Origin of the sequence: Amycolatopsis sp. Hca4, assembly GCF_013364075.1 — a bacterium.
Taxonomy (GTDB): Bacteria; Actinomycetota; Actinomycetes; order Mycobacteriales; family Pseudonocardiaceae; genus Amycolatopsis.
In genome coordinates this window covers 3,558,601-3,580,491 of sequence record NZ_CP054925.1, presented here as the reverse complement: position 1 = coordinate 3,580,491, position 21,891 = coordinate 3,558,601, and the positions used below count along the sequence as shown (strand labels likewise).

Below are 21,891 nucleotides of genomic sequence, written 5' to 3'. Positions count from 1 at the left end.
GCCCCGGAAGAAGGAAATCCCGCCCCCGGCAAGGGGCGGGATTTCCCTGCGTAGGGGCCCCTGTTAGGGGGGATCTTTAGGGGTTGTAGGCCCAAAACCGGTCCCATAGCCTCACTTTGATGCCACTTCGGCGCGCGGATGTGCCGGGTGTCCGCACTTCGCTGGAAGAAAAGGCTGGTGGCACTGACATGGCCGACGAGGAGACGCTGCGCGAGCACCTCAGGTGGGTCACGACCAATCTGCACCAGACCCGCCAACGGCTGCAGGCCGTCGAGGAAGCCGAACAGGAACCGATCGCGATCGTCGGCATGGGCTGCCGGCTGCCCGGCGGGGTGCACAGCCCCGAACAGCTGTGGGACCTCGTCGCCGCGGGCACCGACGCCGTCACCGGGTTTCCCGAGAACCGCGGCTGGGACCTCGCCGCCCTCCGCGACCCCGACCCGGACCGGCCCGGCACCTCCCACACCGCCTCCGGTGGCTTCCTGCACGACGTCGCCGACTTCGACGCCGGCTTCTTCGGCATCTCCCCGCGCGAAGCCCTCGCCATGGACGCCCAGCAGCGGCTGCTGCTGGAGACGACGTGGGAGGCCATCGAACGCGCCCGCATCGACCCGGCCTCGCTGGCCGGCACGGAGACCGGCGTCTTCGTCGGCAACACCGGCCAGGACTACGCCACCCTCATGCGCGGCGCCGGCGAGAACCTCGAAGGGCACCTGCTCACCGGCACCGCGACCGCCGTCGTCTCCGGACGGCTGGCGTACTTCCTCGGCCTCGCCGGCTCCGCCGTCACCGTCGACACGGCCTGCTCGTCCTCGCTCGTCGCGCTGCACTGGGCCTGCCACGCGCTCCGCCGCCGCGAGTGCTCGCTCGCCCTCGCGGGCGGTGTGACCGTCCTGTCCACGCCCGCGGCCTTCGTCGCGTTCAGCCGCCAGCGCGGCCTGGCCCCCGACGGCCGCTGCAAGTCCTTCGCCGACGCCGCCGACGGCACCGGCTGGGGCGAAGGCGCCGGCATGCTGGTTCTCGAACGGCTGTCCGACGCCCACCGCCACGGCCACCCCGTGCTCGCCGTCGTCCGCGGCTCGGCGATCAACTCCGACGGTGCCTCCAACGGTCTCACCGCCCCCAACGGCCCCGCGCAGGAGCGCGTGATCACCGACGCTCTGGCGAATGCGCGGCTCTCGGCCAAGCAGGTCGACGCGGTCGAGGCGCACGGCACCGGCACCACCCTCGGCGACCCGATCGAGGCGCAGGCGCTGCTGGCCACCTACGGCCGCGCCCGCACCGGCGACGACCCGCTGTACCTCGGTTCGCTCAAGTCGAACGTCGGGCACACCCAGGGCGCGGCCGGGGTCGCCGGCGTGATCAAGATGGTCATGGCCATGCGGCACGGCGTCCTGCCGCGGACGCTGCACGTCGACGCCCCGACCTCGCACGTCGACTGGGCCTCCGGCGGCGTCCGGCTGCTCACCGAGGCCCGGCCCTGGCCGGAGACCGGCGAGCCGCGGCGGGCCGGCGTGTCCGCGTTCGGCATGAGCGGCACCAACGCCCACGCGATCCTCGAAGCCGCGCCGTCGACCGGCGAACCGGCGCCCGCCGAAACAACCGGCCCGGTGCCGTGGGTGCTGTCCGCGCGGACCGCGGACGCGCTCAAGGCGCAGGCCGCCGCGCTGGCCGGGCACGAAGCACCGGTGTCGGACGTCGGGTTTTCGCTGGTCACGACCCGCACGGCGTTCCCGCACCGCGCGGTCGTGGTCGGTGATCTCGCCAGTGGTCTCACGGCGCTCGCCGCGGGCACCCCGGCGGCGAACGTCGTCACCGGGGAAGCGGGCGCGCCGGGCAAGGTGGCGCTGGTCTTCCCCGGCCAGGGTTCGCAGTGGGCCGGGATGGCTCTCGAACTCGCGGGGTCGTCGCCGGTTTTCGCGGCCCGGCTCGGCGAATGCGCCGCGGCCCTGGAGTCCCATGTGGACTGGCGGCTGCGCGAGGTGCTGGCCGACGCGGAGGCGCTGAGCCGCGTCGACGTCGTGCAGCCGGCGTTGTTCGCGGTGATGGTGTCGCTGGCCGAGCTGTGGCGGTCGTTCGGTGTGGTACCGGACGCGGTCGTCGGGCACTCGCAGGGCGAGATCGCCGCCGCCGTGGTCTCCGGCGCACTGTCTCTTGAGGACGGTGCGCGCGTGGTCGCCCTGCGCAGCAAGGCGATCCTCGCGCTGGCCGGTGCCGGCGGGATGGTGTCGGTCGCCGCGTCCCGGGCGGAGGTCGAAGCCCGGCTGACCGGGGAACTGTCGATCGCCGCGGTGAACGGCCCGGCCGCCGTGGTGGTGTCCGGCACGCCCGGCGCCCTCGACGAGCTGGTCGAGTCCTGCGAAGCCGCCGGGATCCGCGCCAAGCGGGTGCCCGTGGACTACGCTTCGCACTCCGCGCAGGTCGAGCAGCTCCGCGACGAGCTGCTCCGCGTCCTGGCGCCGATCACCCCGCGCGAACGCGAAACGGCCTTCCTCTCGACGGTGACCGGCGGCTGGAACGAACGCGTCGACGCCGAGTACTGGTACACGAACCTGCGCAGCACCGTCCGCCTGGACCTCGCGGTGGAGCGGCTGAAGAGCGAGGGGTTCGGCACGTTCGTGGAGGTGTCGCCGCACCCGGTGCTGACCATGGCGCTGGGCGAGGACGTCATCGCGCTGGGCTCGCTCCGGAAGAACGACGGCGGCCTGGACCGCTTCCACGCCGCGCTCGCCGAGGCCCACGTCCGCGGTGTCGCGGTCGACTGGACCCCCGCCTTCCCCGGCGCCCGCACGGTCGACCTGCCCACCTACGCCTTCCAGCGCGAACGGTTCTGGCCCGCGGTCGTCGCGGACCCGGGTGACGCGGGTGCGCTCGGGCTGAGCGCGACCGGGCACCCGCTGCTCGGCGCGGCCGTGGCGCTGGCCGCGGGCGACGGACTGGTGCTCACCGGCCGCGTCTCGCCGCAGGCCCAGCCGTGGCTGGCCGACCACGCCGTGCAGGGCACGATCCTGGTGCCCGGCACCGCGTTCGTCGAACTCGCCGTGCAGGCCGGGGACCGCGCCGGCTGCGCCGCGGTGGCGGAACTCACCCTCGAGACGCCGTTGACGCTGCCCGACGGCGGCGCCCGTGCGCTGCAGGTCTGGGTGGGTGCGGCCGACGAGACCGGCCGTCGCGTCGTCGAGGTCCATTCGCGACGCGACGAGGACGACCCGTGGACCCGGCACGCGACCGGTGTGCTCGCCCCCGGCACCGCCGACGCCGGGTTCACCCTGGACGCCTGGCCGCCCGAGGGCGCGGCCAGGATCGACCTCGACGGGTTCTACGACGGCCTCCGCGCGGCGGCGGGCTACGGCTACGGGCCCGCCTTCCAGGGCCTGCGTTCGGCGTGGCGCCGCGGCGACGAAATCTTCGCCGAGGTCGCCCTGCCGGACGACCGTGACGCGGCCCGCTTCGGCCTGCACCCGGCGTTGCTGGACGCGGCCCTGCACCCGCTCGCCCTGGCCACGTCCACGGAGGACGGACAGCCGCGCCTGCCGTTCGCCTGGACGGGGGTGACCCTGCACGCCACCGGCGCCTCGGCGCTCCGCGTCCGCCTGACCCGCCGCGGCGACGACGAGGTCACGGTCGAAGTCGCGGACCCCGCGGGCGCTCCGGTCGCGACGGCGGAGTCGCTCGTCCTCCGCCCGCTCCCCACCGGGGGCCTCGACACCACCCCCGACGACCTCTACCAGGTCGGCTGGACCGAGATCCCGGCCGAGGCGGCCGGGACCGACGCCGTTTTCGAGACGCTCACCGGCGCGCCGGTCCACCGCGCGCTCGGCCTGGTCCAGGACTGGCTCGCCACCGAGCGGCCCGAAGTCCTCGTTTTCGTCACCACCGGCGCGGTCGCCGTGGCCGACGGCGAAGCCCCCGATCCGGACCTCGCTGCCGCGTGGGGGCTCGTGCGCTCCGCCCAGTCGGAACACCCCGGCCGGTTCGCGCTGCTCGACACCGACGACCCGGCGCACCCGGTCGTCCCGCCCGAGCCGCAGGCCGCCGTCCGCAGTGGACGGTGCTTCGTGCCCCGCCTCGTCCGCGTCACCCCCACCGGCGAGACGCCGGACTGGGGTGACGGCGCCGTCCTGGTGACCGGCGCTTCCGGCGTGCTCGGCGGCCTCGTCGCCCGCCACCTCGTGCGGCAGCACGGCGTCCGGCAGCTCGTCCTGCTCAGCCGCCGGGGCGCCGACGCACCCGGCGCCGCCGAGCTCGCCGCCGACCTGCCGGAAGCCGTCTTCGTCGCCGGCGACGCCGCCGACCGCGACCAGCTCGCCGCAGTACTGGGCGAGCACCGGATCACCGCCGTCGTGCACGCCGCGGGTGTCCTCGACGACGGCGTCGTCGAGGCCCTCACCCCGGAGCGGCTCGACGCGGTCCTGCGCCCGAAGGCCGACGCCGCCCGGCACCTCGACGAGCTGACCACCGGCCTCGCCGCCTTCGTGCTCTTCTCCGCCGCCGCGGGCACCACCGGCGGCAGCGGGCAGGGCAACTACGCCGCCGCCAACGCCTACCTCGACGCCCTCGCGCAGCGGCGTCGCGCAGCCGGACAGCCCGCCGTGTCGCTCGCCTGGGGCCTGTGGGCCGAGGCCAGCGGGATGACCGGGCACCTCGACGACCGGGCACGCGAGCGGCTCGGCCGCTCCGGCGTGCGGCCACTGGCCACGGCGCAGGGCCTGGCGCTGTTCGATCGCGCCGTCGCGGCGGGCCCGGCCGCGCTGGTCCCGATCGCCCTCGACGCCGCCGCGCTGCGCCGTCAGGCCGCCGAAGGTGCCGTCTCGCCGCTCTTCCGCGGCCTCTTCCCGCCGCCCGCGCGACGCACCGCCGCGGCGGGCGGGCCCGTCGGCGAGCTGTCCGAGGACGGCTTGCTCGAACTGGTCCGGACGCAGGTGGCGGCCGTGCTCGGGCACGCGTCGGCGCAGGCGGTCGACCCGGGCCGCGCTTTCAAGGACCTCGGGTTCGACTCGCTGACCGCCGTCGACCTCCGCAACCGCCTCGCCGCCGCCACCGGCCTGCGGCTGCCCGCGACGCTGGTGTTCGACCACCCGACCCCGGCGGTGCTCGCCGCCCACCTCGCCGGCCGCACGGCCCGCCCGGTCGTCACGGCGAAGGCCGGAGCCGACGAGCCGATCGCGATCGTCGCGATGAGCTGCCGCTACCCGGGCGGGATCGCCTCCCCGGACGACCTTTGGCGCGTGGTCGCCGAGGGCCGCGACGCCGTTTCGGCGTTCCCCGCCGACCGGGGGTGGCCGGACCTGTTCGACGACGACCCCGCGCGCGGCGGGACGTCCTACGTCCGCGAAGGCGGCTTCCTCTACGACGCCGCCGATTTCGACGCGGAGTTCTTCGGCATGTCCCCGCGGGAAGCGACCGCGACGGACCCGCAGCAGCGGCTGCTGCTGGAGGTCGCCTGGGAGGCGTTCGAGCGCGCCGGGATCGTGCCGGACGCCGTCCGCGGCAGCCGGACCGGCGTCTTCGCCGGCGTGATGTACCAGGACTACGCCACCCGGCTGCAGAACGTCCGAAGTGGACTGGACGGCTACGAGGGCTACCTCGGCAACGGCAGCGCGGGCAGTGTCGCGTCCGGCCGGATCGCCTACGCGTTCGGCCTGGAGGGCCCGGCGATCACCGTGGACACGGCGTGTTCGTCGTCGCTGGTCGCCCTGCACCTGGCCTGCCAGTCGCTGCGCCAGGGCGAGTGCGACCTGGCGCTGGCGGGCGGGGTCACGGTGCTGTCGACGCCCGCGCTGTTCGTCGAGTTCAGCCGGCAGCGCGGGCTGGCCGCCGACGGCCGGTGCAAGTCGTTCGCGGACGCCGCCGACGGCACCGGCTGGGGCGAAGGCGCCGGCCTGCTGCTGGTGGAGCGGCTGTCCGACGCCCGCCGCCACGGCCACCCGGTGCTCGCGGTCGTCCGCGGGACCGCGGTCAACCAGGACGGCGCGTCGAACGGCCTCACCGCCCGAACGGCCCGGCCCAGCAGCGTGTGATCCGCCAGGCACTGGCGAACGCCGGGCTGGCGGCGTCCGAAGTGGACGCCGTCGAGGCGCACGGCACCGGCACGACGCTGGGCGACCCGATCGAAGCGCAGGCCCTGCTGGAAACCTACGGCCAGGAGCGGGAAACGCCGCTGTGGCTGGGTTCGCTGAAGTCGAACATCGGTCACACCCAGGCCGCGGCCGGGGTCGGCGGTGTCATCAAGATGGTCATGGCGATGCAGCACGGCGTCCTGCCGCAGACGTTGCACGTCGACGCGCCCTCGTCGCACGTGGACTGGTCGGCGGGTGCGGTCGAGCTGCTCACCGAGTCCCGCGAGTGGGTGTCCGGCCGGCCGCGCCGGGCCGGGGTGTCGTCGTTCGGGGTCAGCGGTACCAACGCGCACGCGATCCTGGAACACGTCCCGGCCCCGGCGGCCGACCCGGTCCCGGCCGGTGGCCCGGTGCCGTGGGTGCTTTCGGGGCGCAGCCCGGCCGCGCTGCGGGCGCAGGCCGCCGCTCTGTTCGAACGGGGTGAGCTGCCGCCCGCGCCGGTCGGGGCGGCCCTCGTCTCGACGCGGTCGCTGTTCCGGCACCGCGCGGTCGTGGTCGGCGATCTCCCCGGCGGCCTCACCGCCCTGGCCGAGGGCGCTCCCGCCGCGAACGTCATCACCGGGGAAGCGACCGCGCCGGGCAAGGTGGCCCTGGTCTTCCCCGGCCAGGGCGCACAGTGGACCGGAATGGCTCTCGAGCTCGCGGAGTCGTCGGAGGTGTTCGCGGCCCGGCTCGACGGGTGCGCCGCGGCCCTGGAGTCCGTTGTGGACTGGAAACTGCGCGAGGTGCTGGCCGACGCGGAGGCGCTGAGCCGGGTCGACGTCGTGCAGCCCGCATTGTTCGCGGTGATGGTTTCCCTGGCCGGGCTGTGGCGTTCGTTCGGCGTGGTCCCGGACGCGGTGGTCGGGCACTCCCAAGGCGAGATCGCCGCGGCGGTGGTGTCGGGCGCGCTGTCGCTCGAGGACGGCGCTCGCGTCGTCGCTTTGCGGAGCAAGGCGATCCTGGCCCTGGCCGGTGGCGGCGGGATGGTCTCGGTCGCGGCCGCCAGGGAGACCGTCGAGGAGCGGCTGACCGAGGGGGTTTCGGTCGCCGCGGTGAACGGCCCCACCGCCGTCGTGGTCTCCGGGACCCCGGACGCCCTGGACGCGTTCATGGCCGCCTGCCGCGCCGACGGCATCCGCGTCAAGCGGGTGCCGGTGGACTACGCGTCCCATTCGCCGCAGGTCGAGCAGCTGCGTGACGAACTCCTCGATGTCTTGGCTCCGATCACGCCCCGGGAAGGTGAGATCGCCTTCCTTTCGACGGTGACGGGTGAGTGGAACGAGCGGGTGGATGCCGATTACTGGTTCACCAACCTCCGCAGCACGGTCCGCCTCGATACGGCGATCGAGCGGTTGAAGGGCGAAGGGTTCGGCACGTTCATCGAGGCGTCGCCGCACCCGGTGCTGACCATGGCGCTCGGGGAAGACGTCGTCGCGATCGGTTCCCTGAAGCGGGACGACGGCGGCTTGACCCGGTTCCACACCGCCCTTGCCGAGGCGCACGTCAACGGCGTCACCGTCGACTGGACTCCCGCCTTCGGTGGCGCGCCCGCGGCCGACCTCCCCACCTACGCCTTCCAGCGCGACCGCTACTGGCTCGACGTCCCGGAAACCGAGCCGGTGCAGGCCGACCAGCGGTTCTGGGACGTCGTCGGCGACCAGGACGTGCCGGCCTTCGCGGGCGTCCTCGACCTCGCGGAAGACGCCCCGCTCGACGCCGTCCTGCCCGCGCTGGCCAAGTGGCGCAGCCGCCGCCACGACGAAGCCACCACGGACGCCTGGCGCCACCGCATCGCCTGGCGGCCCGTCACCACCGCGCCGGCCCGCCTGTCCGGGCGCTGGCTCGTGCTCGGGGACGACGACGTCCGGGCCGTCCTCGCCGCGCACGGCGCCGAGATCGTCCAGGACGCCGAGGACCTGGCCGGGGTGGTGGCCGTCCGGCCCGATGCCGCGACCGCCCTCGAACTGACCCGCCTCGACGCCCCGCTCTGGCTGCTCACCGACGGAGCGGTGGCCACCGGACCCGGCGACCGTGCCCCCGACCCCCACCAGGCCCGTGTGTGGGGCCTCGGCCGGATCGCCGGCCTCGAGCACCCGGCCCGCTGGGGCGGCCTGGTCGACCTGCCGGGGACCCTCGACGAACCGGCGGCCGCGCGGCTGGTCGCCGTGCTGGCCGGCACCACCGGCGAAGACCAGGTCGCGGTGCGGAAGACCGGCGTCTTCGCCCGCCGGCTCGTGCCTGCCGGAGTGCGGGAACCCGCCCGGCGCTGGCGGCCCGAAGGCACCGTGCTGGTCACCGACGCCGACGGCCACGCGGCCGTCCGGCTCGCCCGCTGGCTGATCGGCCGGGGCGCCACCCGGATCGTGCTCGCCGCGGCGGACCTGCCCGGCGTCGAGACCCTGCACGGCGCCGAGGTGATCGAGGCCCGCTGCGACATCGGCGACCGCGACCAGCTCGCCGCGGTCCTCGCCGCCCACGGGCCGGTGCGGTCGGTGTTCCACGCCGCCGCCGGCACCGAGCTGGCGCCGCTCGCCGAAACCGGCCCGGACCTGCTGGACCGGGTGTGCCGGGTGAAGGCGGCCGCCGCCGACCACCTCGACGCCCTGCTCCCGGACGGCCTCGACGCCTTCGTGCTGTTCTCCTCCATCGCCGGTGTCGTCGGCAGCGGAGCCCACGGCGCCTACGCGGCGGCCAACGCCCACCTCGACGCGCTCGCCGAGCGTCGCCGGGCCCGCGGGCAGGCTGCGACGGCGATCGCCTGGGGCGTCTGGGACGCCGACGAAGGCGTCGACCGCGCCCGGCTGGTCGCCGAAGGCGTCCCGCCCCTCGACCCCGAGCTGGCGCTGACCGCGCTCGGCCGGGCCCTCGACCTCGACGACACCGCCGTGGTCGTCGCCGACGTCGACTGGCCGCGGTTCGCGCCGGCCTTCGCCGCCGCCCGGCCCCGGCCGTTGCTCGCCGAGATCCCGGCCGCCGTCGAGGAAACCGCTCCCGCCGCCTCCGGGTACGCCGCCGAGCTCGCCGGGCTGAGCGCGGCCGACGCCCACCGCGCGCTCACCGGGCTGGTCCGCGCGCAGGCCGCGGCCGTGCTCGGGCACGCGTCACCGGCCGCCGTCGACGTCGAGCGCGCCTTCTCCGAACTCGGCTTCGATTCGCTGACCGCGGTCGAGCTGCGCACCCGGCTGGCCACCGCGACCGGCCTCCGGCTGCCCGCCACCCTGGTGTTCGACCACCCCACGGTCACCGTCCTCGCCGGGTTCCTCGGCGAGCTGCTCGGCACCGGGACGGCGGCCGGGGCCGAAGCGGCCACCGGGATCGCCGCCGACGAACCGATCGCCATCGTCGGCATCGGCTGCCGGTTCCCCGGCGGGGTCCGCTCGCCCGAGGACCTGTGGCGGCTGGTCGCCGCGGGCGGCGACGGGATCACGCCGTTCCCGGACGACCGCGGCTGGGACCTCGACGAGATCTACGACCCCGAGCCCGGCACCACCGGCAAGAGCTACGCCCGCGAGGGCGGCTTCCTCGCCGACACCACCCGCTTCGACCCCGGCTTCTTCGGCATCTCGCCCCGCGAAGCCCTCGCCATGGACCCGCAGCAGCGGCTGCTCCTGCAGACGTCGTGGGAAGCCTTCGAACGCGCCGGGCTCGACCCGGTTTCGGTGCGGGGAGAACGGATCGGCGTCTTCGCGGGAACGAACGGCCAGGACTACCCGGCCCTGCTGGAACGCTCGACCGAGTCCCTCGACGGGCACGCCGGCGTCGGCAACGCGGCCAGTGTCGTGTCCGGGCGGCTGTCCTACGTGTTCGGTCTGGAAGGCCCGTCGCTGACGGTGGACACCGCGTGTTCGTCGTCGCTGGTGGCCCTGCACCTGGCGGTGCAGGCGCTGCGGCGCGGCGAGTGCTCGATGGCGCTGGCGGGCGGGGCGACCGTGATGGCGACGCCGGGCATGTTCGTCGACTTCAGCCTCCAGCGCGGCCTGGCCGCCGACGGCCGGTGCAAGGCGTTCGCCGAAGCGGCCGACGGCGCCGGGTTCTCCGAGGGCGCGGGCATGCTGCTGGTGCAGCGGCTGTCGGACGCGGTGCGCGAAGGCCGCCGGGTCCTCGCCGTGGTCCGCGGTTCGGCGGTGAACTCCGACGGCGCGTCCAACGGCCTGACCGCCCCGAACGGTCCCTCCCAGCAGCGGGTCATCCGCGCGGCCCTCGCCGACGCCGGGCTCAAACCGTCCGAAGTGGACACGGTGGAGGCGCACGGCACCGGCACCACGCTGGGCGACCCGATCGAAGCGCAGGCCCTGCTGGCCACCTACGGCCAGGACCGCGACGAGCCGCTCTGGCTCGGTTCGGTCAAGTCGAACCTCGGGCACACCCAGGCCGCGGCGGGCGTCGCCGGGATCATCAAGATGGTGATGGCGATGCGGCACGGCGTGCTGCCGCGGACGCTGCACGTCGACGCGCCGTCGTCGCACGTGGACTGGTCGGCGGGTGCGGTCGAGCTGCTCACCGAGCCGCGGGAATGGCCGTCCGGACGTCCCCGGCGAGCCGGGGTGTCGTCCTTCGGCATCTCGGGCACCAACGCCCACACCATCCTCGAGCAGGCGCCGGAAGCCGGGGCCGAGGAGCGCGAGCCGGTCTCCGGGCCGGTGCCGTGGGTGCTGTCGGGCCGGACCGAAGCGGCCCTGCGTGACCAGGCCGCCGCGCTCGCCGGGATCGAGGGACACCCGGCGGACATCGGGTTTTCCCTGGTCACGACCCGGTCGCGGTTCCCGCACCGCGCGGTGGTGTTCGGCGCCGAGGCGCTGGCCGCCGTCGCCGCGGGAGTGCCCTCGGCCGGCGCGGTCACCGGGATCGCCGGAACGCCCGGCAGGGTGGCGCTCGTCTTCCCCGGGCAGGGTTCGCAGTGGGCCGGGATGGCGCTCGAACTGGCGGAGTCGTCGCCGGTCTTCGCGGCCCGGCTCGACGAGTGCGCCGCGGCCCTGGAATCCTTTGTGGACTGGCAGCTGCGGGAAGTGCTGGCGGACGCGGAGGCGCTGGGCCAGGTCGACGTGGTGCAGCCCGCGCTGTTCGCGGTGATGGTGTCGCTGGCGGAGTTGTGGCGTTCGTTCGGTGTGGTGCCGGACGCGGTGGTCGGCCACTCCCAGGGCGAGATCGCGGCCGCGGTGGTGTCGGGCGCACTGTCTCTTGAGGACGGTGCCAGGGTGGTGGCCCTGCGCAGCAGAGCGATCCTCGCGCTGGCCGGGCGCGGCGGGATGGTGTCCGTCGCGGCGCCACTGGCGACTGTCGAAGAGCTGGTGACCGAGGGCAGCTCGATCGCCGCGGTGAACGGCCCGTCCGCGGTGGTCGTGTCCGGCGAGCCGGGTGCCCTCGACGAGCTGCTCGCGGCCTGTGAGGCCGCCGGTATCCGGGCCAAGCGCGTGCCGGTCGACTACGCCTCGCACTCGGCGCAGGTCGAGCAGCTGCGTGACGAGCTGCTCGAAGTCCTGGGCCCGATCACCCCGCGCACGGGGGACACGGCCTTCTTCTCGACCGTGACCGGCGAGTGGCTGACCGGACCGCTGGACGCGGAGTACTGGTACCGCAACCTGCGCAGCACGGTCCGGCTCGACCTCGCCGTCGCGCAGCTGAAGAGCGAAGGGTTCGGGACGTTCGTCGAGGCGTCACCGCACCCGGTGCTGACCATGGCCCTCGGGGACGACGTCCTCGCCATCGGGTCACTGAGGCGGGACGACGGCGGACCGGCCCGCTTCCACACCGCGCTCGCCGAGGCGCACGTCAACGGCGTGGCGGTCGACTGGACCCCGGCCTTCCCCGGCGCCCGGCGCACCGACCTCCCCACCTACCCGTTCCAGCAGGAGCGGTACTGGCCACAGTGGACCGCGACCACCGCGGGCGACGCCGTCGGGCTCGGTCTCACCGACGCCGGGCACCCGCTGCTCGGCGCCGCGGTGACCGTCGCGGGCACCGGCACCACGCTGCTCACCGGCCGGCTCTCGCCGGCCACGCACCCCTGGCTGGCCGACCACGCGGTCGGCGACACCGTGCTGCTGCCGGGCACCGCGTTCGTCGAGCTGGCCGTGCAGGCGGGGGACCAGGTCGGCTGCGAGACCGTCGAAGAGCTGACCCTGCAGGCGCCGCTGGCGCTGCCCCGCCGTGGCGGGGTCGCCCTCCAGGTCCGGGTCGAGGCCGCCGACGAGCACGGGCGCCGCACGGTGACCGTCCACTCGCGACCCGGCGACGACCTCGACTGGACCCAGCACGCCGAAGGCGTCCTCGCCACCGGCGCCGAGCCCGGCACGGCGCTGACCGCGTGGCCGCCCCCGGGCGCGGAACCGCTGCCGGTCGAGGGCCACTACGACGCACTGGCCGGCCACGGCTACCGCTACGGCCCGGCGTTCCAGGGCCTCCGGGCCGCCTGGCGCCACGGTGACGACCTCTACGCGGAGGTCGTCCTGCCCGGCGACCAGCGCGCCGAAGCGGCCCGCTACGGCCTGCACCCGGCCCTGCTCGACGCGGCCCTGCACCCGATCGGCCTGACCAGCGCCCAGGCCGGCGCCCGGCTGCCGTTCGCCTGGACCGGCGTCCGGCTGTACGCGACCGGCGCGACCACCCTGCGGGTCCGGCTCGGTGCGCTCGGCGCGGACGGTGTCTCGGTTGCCGTCGCCGACGAAACCGGCGCCCCGGTCGCCGAGGCCGAATCCCTTGTCATGCGCCCGATTTCGGCCGGGCAGCTGGCCGCGGCCGCGGACCACGGCGCCGACGCCCTCTTCACCCTGACCTGGCCACGGGTGGACGCCGAGCCGGCCGCCCCCGCCGTTCCCCTCGGCGAACCCGGGCCGGTGGTGTACGCCGAATTCCGCGGCGACGCGACCGCCGAGGTGCTCGGGATCCTGCAGGACTTCCTGGCCGGGGACGGGCGGCTGGTCCTCGTCACCGAGTCGGCCGTGGGGGAGGCTCCCGCCGATCCCGCCGCCGCAGCCGTCTGGGGGCTCGTGCGGTCGGCGCAGTCCGAGCACCCGGACCGGTTCGTCCTGCTCGACGTCGACACGACCGAGAACCTCGCCGCCTGGGCCGGCGCGGCCGCCGCCTCCGGCGAGCCGCAGCTGGCGCTGCGCGGGGGCGAGCTCCACGTGCCCCGCCTGGCGCGGGCGGCCGTGCCGCAGCGGGAACACCGCTGGAACCCGGACGGGACCGTGCTGATCACCGGCGCGAGCGGCGTGCTCGGCGGCCTGCTCGCCCGGCACCTGGTGGCCGCCCACGGCGTCCGGCACCTGCTGCTGCTCAGCCGCCGCACCCCCGACGTCCCCGACGAGCTCGCCGGCGCCTCCGTCACCGCGCTCGCCTGCGACGTCGCCGACCGGGCCGCCCTCGAAGCCGCCCTGGCGACGATCCCCGCCGAGCACCCCTTGACGGCGGTGATCCACGCCGCGGGCGCGCTCGACGACGGAGTCCTCGAAGCGCTGACCCCCGAGCGGCTCGACACCGTGCTCCGCCCGAAGGCCGTGGCCGCCCGGCACCTGCACGAGCTGACCGAACACCGGGACCTCGACGCGTTCGTCCTGTTCTCCTCCTTCGCCACGACGATGGGCGGCGCGGGGCAGGCCGGGTACTCCGCGGCCAACGCCTCCCTCGACGCCCTCGCCCAGCACCGCCACGGCCGCGGCCTGCCCGCGACCTCGCTCGCGTGGGGGCTGTGGGAGGCGCGCAGCGGCCTGACCGCGCACCTCGGCGACGACGACGTGTCGCGGCTGGGCCGCTCCGGCGTCCGCGCGCTGCCGACCGAACGCGCCCTGCGGCTGTTCGACCTCGCGCTCGGCAGCGGCGAGCCCCTGCTGATGCCGGTCGCCCTCGACCTCGCCGCCTGGCGGGCCCGCGCGGAGGTCCCGGCGCTGCTGCGCGGCCTGGTCCGCCCGGCCGCGCGGCGGACCGTGCGCGACGGCGTCCCGGCCGGACCCGCGCTGGCCGAACGGCTCGCGGGCCTGTCCGAGGCCGAACAGCTCCGGGTCGTCGACGACGTCGTGCGCGCGCAGGTCGCGGCGGTGCTCGGGTACGCGACCGGCCACGCCGTCGAGGCCGGCCGCGGCTTCCTCGACCTCGGGTTCGACTCGCTGACCGCGCTGGAGCTGCGCAACCGGCTCAACGCGGTGACCGGGCTGCGGCTGCCCGCGACGCTGATCTTCGACTACCCGAACCCGGACGCGCTCACCAAGCACCTGTGCGCCGAGCTGCCCACCGGCGGCGAGAAGGCCGCGCTGCCGGTGCACGCCGAACTGGACCGGCTGGCCGCGGTGCTCGCCGCGACCGAGCCCGGAGACGGCGAACGCGACCTGATCACCGAGCGCCTGCGCGGGCTGCTGGCCCGGTGGACCGCGACCGACGACCGCCGGGACGAACCCGGCACGGAACTGGCCGACGCCACCGCCGAGGAGCTCTTCGACCTCCTCGACGACGAACTGGGGATGTCCTGAATGTCGAACGAACAGAAGCTCCTGGACTACCTCAAGCGCGCCACGGCCGATCTGCGCGAAGCGCGGCGACGGCTGCAGGAGAACGAGGACCGCGCGCACGAGCCGGTCGCGATCGTCGGCATGAGCTGTCGCTTCCCCGGCGGTGTCCGCAGCCCCGAACAGCTGTGGGACCTGCTGGCAGCGGAGGAGGACGCGGTCGGGGCGTTCCCCGCCGACCGCGGCTGGGACCTCGAAGCGCTCTACGACGCCGACCCCGGCAGCGCGGGCACCAGCTACACCCGGGAGGGCGCGTTCCTGCACGACGCGGCCGACTTCGACGCCGGCTTCTTCGGGATCTCCCCGCGCGAGGCACTGGCCATGGACCCGCAGCAGCGGCTGCTGCTGGAGACGTCGTGGGAGGCGCTGGAGCGGGCGGGCATCGACCCGGCGTCCGTGCGCGGCGAGAAGGTCGGCGTCTACGCGGGGGTGATGTACTCCGACTACGCGGCCCGGCTGCTGCTCGCGCCCGAGGTGTTCGCGGAGTTCGAGGCCTTCCTCGGCAACGGCAGCGCGGGCAGCGTCGCCTCCGGCCGGATCGCCTACACCCTCGGCCTCGAAGGCCCGGCCGTCACCATCGACACGGCGTGCTCGTCTTCGCTGGTCGCCCTGCACCTGGCCTGCCAGGCCGTCCGGCTCGGCGACTGCTCGCTGGCACTGGCCGGCGGGGTCACGGTGATGGCCACCCCGGGCACGTTCACCGCGTTCAGCAGGCAGCGCGGCCTGGCCGCCGACGGCCGGTGCAAGCCGTTCGCCGACGCGGCCGACGGCACCGGGTGGGGCGAGGGCGCCGGGATGCTGGTGGTGGAACGCCTGTCCGACGCGCGCCGCCGCGGGCACCCGGTGCTCGCCGTCGTCCGCGGCTCCGCGGTCAACCAGGACGGCGCGAGCAGCGGCCTGACCGCGCCGAACGGGCCGGCGCAGCAGCGGGTCATCCGCGCCGCGCTGGAGCGGGCCGGCTTGTCCGCCGCGGACGTCGACGCGGTCGAGGCGCACGGCACCGGCACCACGCTGGGCGACCCGATCGAGGCGCAGGCGCTGCTGGCCACCTACGGCCGCGGCCGCGCGGCGGACCGGCCGCTGCTGCTCGGGTCGGTCAAGTCCAACCTCGGGCACACCCAGGCCGCCGCCGGCGTGGCCGGGATCATCAAGTCCGTCCAGGCCATGCGGCGGGGACTGCTGCCGCGCTCGCTGCACATCGACACCCCTTCGTCCCAAGTGGACTGGAGTGCCGGCGCGGTCCGGCTGCTCACCGAGGCGACGCCGTGGCCGGAGACCGGGCAGCCGCGGCGGATCGGCGTCTCCTCGTTCGGCGTCAGCGGGACGAACGCGCACGTGCTCTTGGAGCAGGCGCCAGGCGAACCGGAGCGGCCGCCGCGGGCGTCTTCGGGGCCGGTGCCGTGGGTGTTGTCGGCCGGATCGCCGGAGGCGTTGCAGGCCCAGGCCGCTGCGCTGCTGCCGCACGACGGCGACCCGGTGGACGTCGCGTTCTCGCTGGTCGAGTCGCGTGCGCTGCTCGGTTCTCGCGCGGTCGTCACCGGGGAGGGCGGGCTGGCGGCGCTCGCGGCCGGTGCGCCATCACCGGCGCTGGTCACCGGGGAGGCGTCGGCGCGCGGCAAGGTGGCACTCGTCTTCCCGGGGCAGGGCTCGCAGTGGCCCGGGATGGCTCTGGAGCTGGCTTCGGCTTCGCCGGTGTTCGCGGCGCGGCTCGACGAGTGCGCGGCCGCCCTGTCGTCCTTTGCGGACTGGTCGCTCCGCGACGTGCTGGCGGACGCGGACGCGCTCGCCCGGGTCGATGTCGTGCAGCCCGCGTTGTTCGCGGTGATGGTGTCGCTGGCGGAGCTGTGGCGTTCCTTCGGCGTGGTCCCCGATGCCGTCGTGGGCCACTCGCAGGGCGAAATCGCCGCCGCGGTCGTGTCGGGTGCGCTGTCCCTGGAGGACGGCGCTCGCGTGGTGGCGTTGCGGAGCAAGGCGATCCTGGCGCTGGCCGGTCGCGGCGGGATGGTCTCGGTCGCGGCGCCGCTCGAAGCGGTCGAAGCGCGCCTGACGGACGGGCTGTCGATCGCGGCGGTGAACGGCCCCGCCGCCGTGGTGGTCTCGGGCGCACCCGAGGCACTGGACGCGTTGATCGCTTCCTGTGACGCGGACGGCCTTCGTGCGAAGCGGGTCCCGGTGGACTACGCCTCGCACTCGGTGCAGGTCGAGCAGCTGCGCGACGAACTCCTCGACGTGCTGGCCCCGATCACGCCACGACGGCCCGACACCGCCTTCCTGTCCACCGTGACCGGCGAATGGGCCGAAACGCTCGACGCCGGGTACTGGTACACGAACCTGCGCAGCACCGTCCGTCTCGACACCGCCGTCGAACGGCTGAAGAGCGAGGGCTTCGGGACGTTCATCGAAGCCTCACCGCACCCGGTGCTCACCATGGCGATCGGGGACGACGTCCTCGCGCTCGGCTCGTTGCGCCGCGACGACGGCGGCCTGACCCGCTTCCACACCGCACTCGCCGAGGCGCACGTGGCCGGGGTGGCCGTCGACTGGACGCCGGCGTTCCCCGGCGGTCGCGTGGTCGACCTCCCCACCTACGCCTTCCAGCGCAAGCGGTACTGGCTCGACGCGCCCCGGCAGGCCACCTCGGCGGAGCCGGGAGACGCCCGCTTCTGGACGGCGGTCGACGGCGGTGACCTCGGCGCGCTGGCCGAGCTGCTCGACGTGCCAGCCGAGACGACCTTCGCCGAGCTGCTCCCGGCACTGGCCCGCTGGCGGCGGGCACGCCGGGAACAGTCCACTGTGGAGTCATGGCGGTACCGGATCGAGTGGAAGCCGCTCGCCGAACCGGCGGCGGCCACGCTTTCCGGCCGCTGGGTGGTGGTCGCCGAGCCGGGCACGGACACCGCTGACGTGACGAGCTGCTTCGCGGCCGCCGGTGCCGAGCCGGTCGTGCTCGACCAGCTTGGCGACACAGCCGCGTTCGCCGAAGCCGCCGGGGTCGTCTCGCTCCTGCCCGACGCCCTCGGCACCCTCCGCCTCGTCCAAGCCCTCGCCGGGACCACCGCGCCCCTCTGGCTGCTGACCCGCAACGCCGTCGCCGCCCTGCCCGGCGACCGGGCGCCCGCGGCCGATCCCGCGCAGGTCTGGGCGCTCGGCCGGGTCGCCGGCCTCGAGCACCCGGAACGCTGGGGCGGCCTCGTCGACCTGCCCGCCACCCTCGACCGCCGGAGCGCACGGCGGCTGGCCGCCGTCCTGGCCGGGCTCGACCACGAAGACCAGGTCGCCGTCCGGGCCTCCGGCGTCTTCGCGCGCCGGCTCGTCCACGCCCCGGCCGGTGCCCCCGCCCGCCGGTGGCGGCCGGAAGGCACCGTGCTGGTCACCGGCGGGACCGGGGCACTCGGCGGGCACGTCGCCCGCTGGCTGGCCCGGGCCGGTGCGGAGCACCTGGTCCTGGTCAGCCGCCGGGGCGGCGACGCCCCCGGCGCGGCCGGACTCGCCGCGGAGCTGGACTGCCGGGTCACCTTCGCCGCCTGCGACCTCGCCGACCGCGACGCCGTCGCCGCGCTCGTCCGCGACCACCCCGGCATCCGCGCGGTCGTCCACACCGCCGGGCTGCCGCAGGCGAAGACCGTCGCCGACACCGGCGCCGGGGACTTCGCCGAGGTCCTCGCGGCCAAGGCCACCGGCGCCGACCACCTCGACGAACTCCTCGGCGACGACCTCGACGCCTTCGTCCTCTTCTCCTCCAACGCCGGTGTCTGGGGCAGTGCCGGCCAAGGCGCCTACGCCGCCGCGAACGCGCACCTCGACGCGCTCGCCGCCCGGCGGCGCGCGGCCGGCCGGAAAGCCACGTCGGTGGCCTGGGGCTCCTGGGCCGGCGACGGCATGGCGGGCAGCGCCGAGGCGAAGGAGCACCTGCGCCGCCGCGGCCTGCGGGAGATGGCCCCGGACCGGGCCCTCGCCGCCCTGCAGCACGCCCTCGACGCCGACGAGACCTTCGTGGCCGTCGCCGACATGGACTGGCCCCGGTTCGCCGCCGGGTTCACCGCCGCCCGGCGCCGCCCGCTGATCGAGGACCTGCCGGAGGTCCACGTCGAGGAGGTCGTCACGGAGGTCGGCGCCGGCCTCGCCGAAGCCGTGCGCGGGCTCGGGCCCCGGGAGGCCGCCCACCACGTCCTCGACCTCGTGCGGGCGCAGGCCGCCGCCGTGCTGGGCCACGACTCCGCCGCGGCCGTCCCGGCCGACCGGGCCTTCCGCGAACTCGGCTTCGACTCGCTGACCGCGGTCGAGCTGCGCAACCGGCTGACGACGGTGACCGGTGTCCGGCTCCCGGCCACCGTCGTTTTCGACCACCCGCACCCGCGCGCCCTCGCCGGTCACCTCCTGCGCGAGGTGACCGGCGCCGAAACCGCGGCCACGGTGACCCCCACGGCCGCCGCGTCCGACGAGCCGATCGCCATCGTCGCCATGGGCTGCCGCTACCCGGGTGCGGTGTCCTCGCCCGAGGACCTCTGGCGCCTGCTGACCGACGGCGCGGACGGCATCGGCCCGTTCCCCGCCGACCGCGGCTGGGACCTGGCCGCGCTCTACGACCCGGACCCGGCCAACCTCGGCACCAGCTACACCCGCGAAGGCGGGTTCATGGCCACGGCGGCCGAGTTCGACGCCGGGTTCTTCGGCATCTCCCCGCGCGAAGCGCTGGCGATGGACCCGCAGCAGCGCGTGCTGCTGGAGACGTCGTGGGAGGTGTTCGAACGCGCGGGCATCGACCCGGAGTCGTTGCGCGGCAGCGAAACCGGCGTGTTCGTCGGGGCGACGTCCTCCGGGTACGGCGTCGGCGCGCGCGACGAGTCCGGCGGCTCCGAGGGCTACCTGCTGACCGGCAGCGCCCCGGCCGTCGTCTCCGGCCGCCTGTCCTACACCTTCGGCCTGGAGGGCCCGGCGGTCACCGTCGACACGGCGTGCTCCTCGTCGCTGGTCGCGCTGCACCTGGCGAGCCGGTCGCTGCGGCAGGGCGAGTGCTCGATGGCGCTGGCCGGCGGGGTCACCGTGATGGCGCACCCGGCGGCGTTCGTCGAGTTCAGCCGCCAGCGCGGGCTCGCCGAAGACGGCCGCTGCAAGTCCTTCGCCGACGCCGCCGACGGCACCGGCTGGAGCGAGGGCGTCGGCCTGGTGCTGCTGGAGAAGCTGTCGGACGCCCGGCGCCACGGCCACCCGGTCCTCGCGGTGGTGCGGGGATCGGCGGTCAACCAGGACGGGGCCTCCAACGGCCTCAGTGCCCCGAACGGTCCCTCGCAGCAGCGGGTGATCCGGGCCGCGCTCGCCGACGCCGGGCTGCGTCCGTCCGATGTGGACGCCGTCGAGGCGCACGGCACCGGCACCCGGCTCGGCGACCCGATCGAGGCGCAGGCCCTGCTGGCGACCTACGGCCAGGACCGCGACCGGCCGCTGTGGCTCGGCTCGCTGAAGTCCAACATCGGGCACACGCAGTCGGCCTCCGGCGTGGCCGGGGTGATCAAGATGGTGCTCGCCATGCGGCACGGGCGCCTGCCGCGCACGCTGCACGTCGACACGCCGTCGTCGCAGGTGGACTGGTCGGCCGGGGCCGTGGAGCTGCTCACCGAGGAGCGCGCGTGGGCCGCCGACGGCCCCCGCCGCGCGGCCGTCTCGGCGTTCGGGTGAGCGGCACCAACGCGCACGTCGTCCTCGAACAGGCCGAACCGGTCGCGGTCCCGCCCGCCGGGCCGGACGCGACCCCGCCGCTCGTCCCGCTGTCGGCTCGCAGCGCCACGGCGTTGCGCGCCCAGGCGGAGCGGCTCCGCGGCGTGGACGCGGCACCGCAGGACCTGGCGTACTCGCTGGCTTTCACCCGCGCCACGCACGATCACCGCGCGGTCCTCGTCGCCGGTGGCGACGAGCTCGACCGGGCGCTCGGGGTGCTCGCCGACGGGGGCAGCGACGCCGCCGTGGTCACCGGCACGGCCGACCGGGACGCCCTGCTGGCGGTGCTGTTCACCGGCCAGGGCGCCCAGCGGGTGGGCATGGGCCGGGCGCTCTACAACCGCTTCCCGGTGTATGCCGAAGCTTTCGATGCGGTGTGCGCCCACTTCGGCCCGGAGCTGCGCGCGGCCTTCGACGACGCCTCGCTGCTGGACCGGACCGAGTTCACCCAGCCCGCGTTGTTCGCGGTCGAGGTGGCGTTGTTCCGGTTGGTTTCTTCGTGGGGTGTTCGTCCGGATTTTGTGGCGGGGCATTCGATCGGGGAGATTTCGGCGGCGCATGTGGCTGGGGTGTTGTCTCTTGAGGATGCTTGTCGGTTGGTTGCGGCGCGGGCGTCGTTGATGCAGGCGTTGCCGGTCGGTGGGGCGATGGTGTCGATCGCTGCGCCGGAGGGTGACGTTGAGCTGTCCGAGGGTGTGTCGATTGCGGCGGTGAACGGGCCGGAGTCGGTGGTGATTTCGGGTGATGAGGCTGCGGTGCTGGAGATCGCGGCGAGGTTCGCCAAGACGAAGCGGTTGAAGGTGAGTCATGCGTTCCATTCGCCGTTGATGGACCCGATGCTCGACGAGTTCCGTGCGGTGGCGGAGACCCTGACGTATCACCCGGCGGAGATTCCGGTGGTTTCGAACGTGACCGGTGCTCTTGCCGAGCCGTTCACCGCGGACTACTGGGTGCGCCACGTGCGGGAGGCTGTCCGGTTCGCCGACGGCGTGTCCACTTTGGAGGCTGCCGGGGTCGGGGTGTTCCTGGAGCTGGGGCCGGACGGCGTGCTGAGCTCGCTGGTCCCGGGCACCGCGATCCCCGCCCTGCGCCGCGACCGCGACGAGGAACGCACCCTGTTCACCGCACTGGCCCGGCTGCACGTCAGCGGCGTCGACCTGGACTGGGCGAGCCTGTACGCCGGGTCGGCCGGGCGAGCCGTCCCGCTGCCGACGTACCCCTTCGAGCACCGGCGGTACTGGCTCGAACCCGCCCGCCCGCAGCCGGTCGCCGACAGCGCCGACACCGGGTTCTGGGCCGCCGTCGACCGCGGCGAACTGGCCAGGGACCTCGCCGTCGACGACGACCTCGCCGCCGCCATCCAGCCCGCGCTCCACGCCTGGCGCGCCCGCCACCGCGAAGCGAGCACCCTCGGGTCGTGGCGCTACCGCGTCGCCTGGCGGCCGCACCCGCTGCCCGCCGGCCGGCCGACCGGCACCTGGCTGCTCGTCGGCACCGTTCCCGCCGGGATCGCGGAAGGCCTGGCCGAGCGGGGAGCGGACGTCCGCACGAGCTGGAGCGAGGGGGAGGACATCGCC

General features: G+C 75.3%; 2 protein-coding genes and 1 pseudogene. All 3 read left to right on the top strand.

Translation table 11 applies throughout. The features are described from left to right. Positions 1-188 precede the first annotated feature (188 nt). Positions 189-6,020, top strand: coding sequence for a type I polyketide synthase (locus HUT10_RS50000; RefSeq protein WP_217709612.1), 5,832 nt, complete (start codon positions 189-191; stop codon positions 6,018-6,020). Beyond that, complete coding sequence (locus HUT10_RS49995; RefSeq protein ID WP_217709611.1) at positions 6,017-14,563, top strand: type I polyketide synthase; 8,547 nt, start codon at positions 6,017-6,019, stop codon at positions 14,561-14,563. Before HUT10_RS50000 ends, HUT10_RS49995 begins: the two co-directional genes overlap by 4 nt. Next, positions 14,564-21,561 (top strand): annotated as a pseudogene (locus tag HUT10_RS15590) (type I polyketide synthase); the annotation flags it as partial. Between the last annotated feature and the right edge of the window lie 330 nt (positions 21,562-21,891).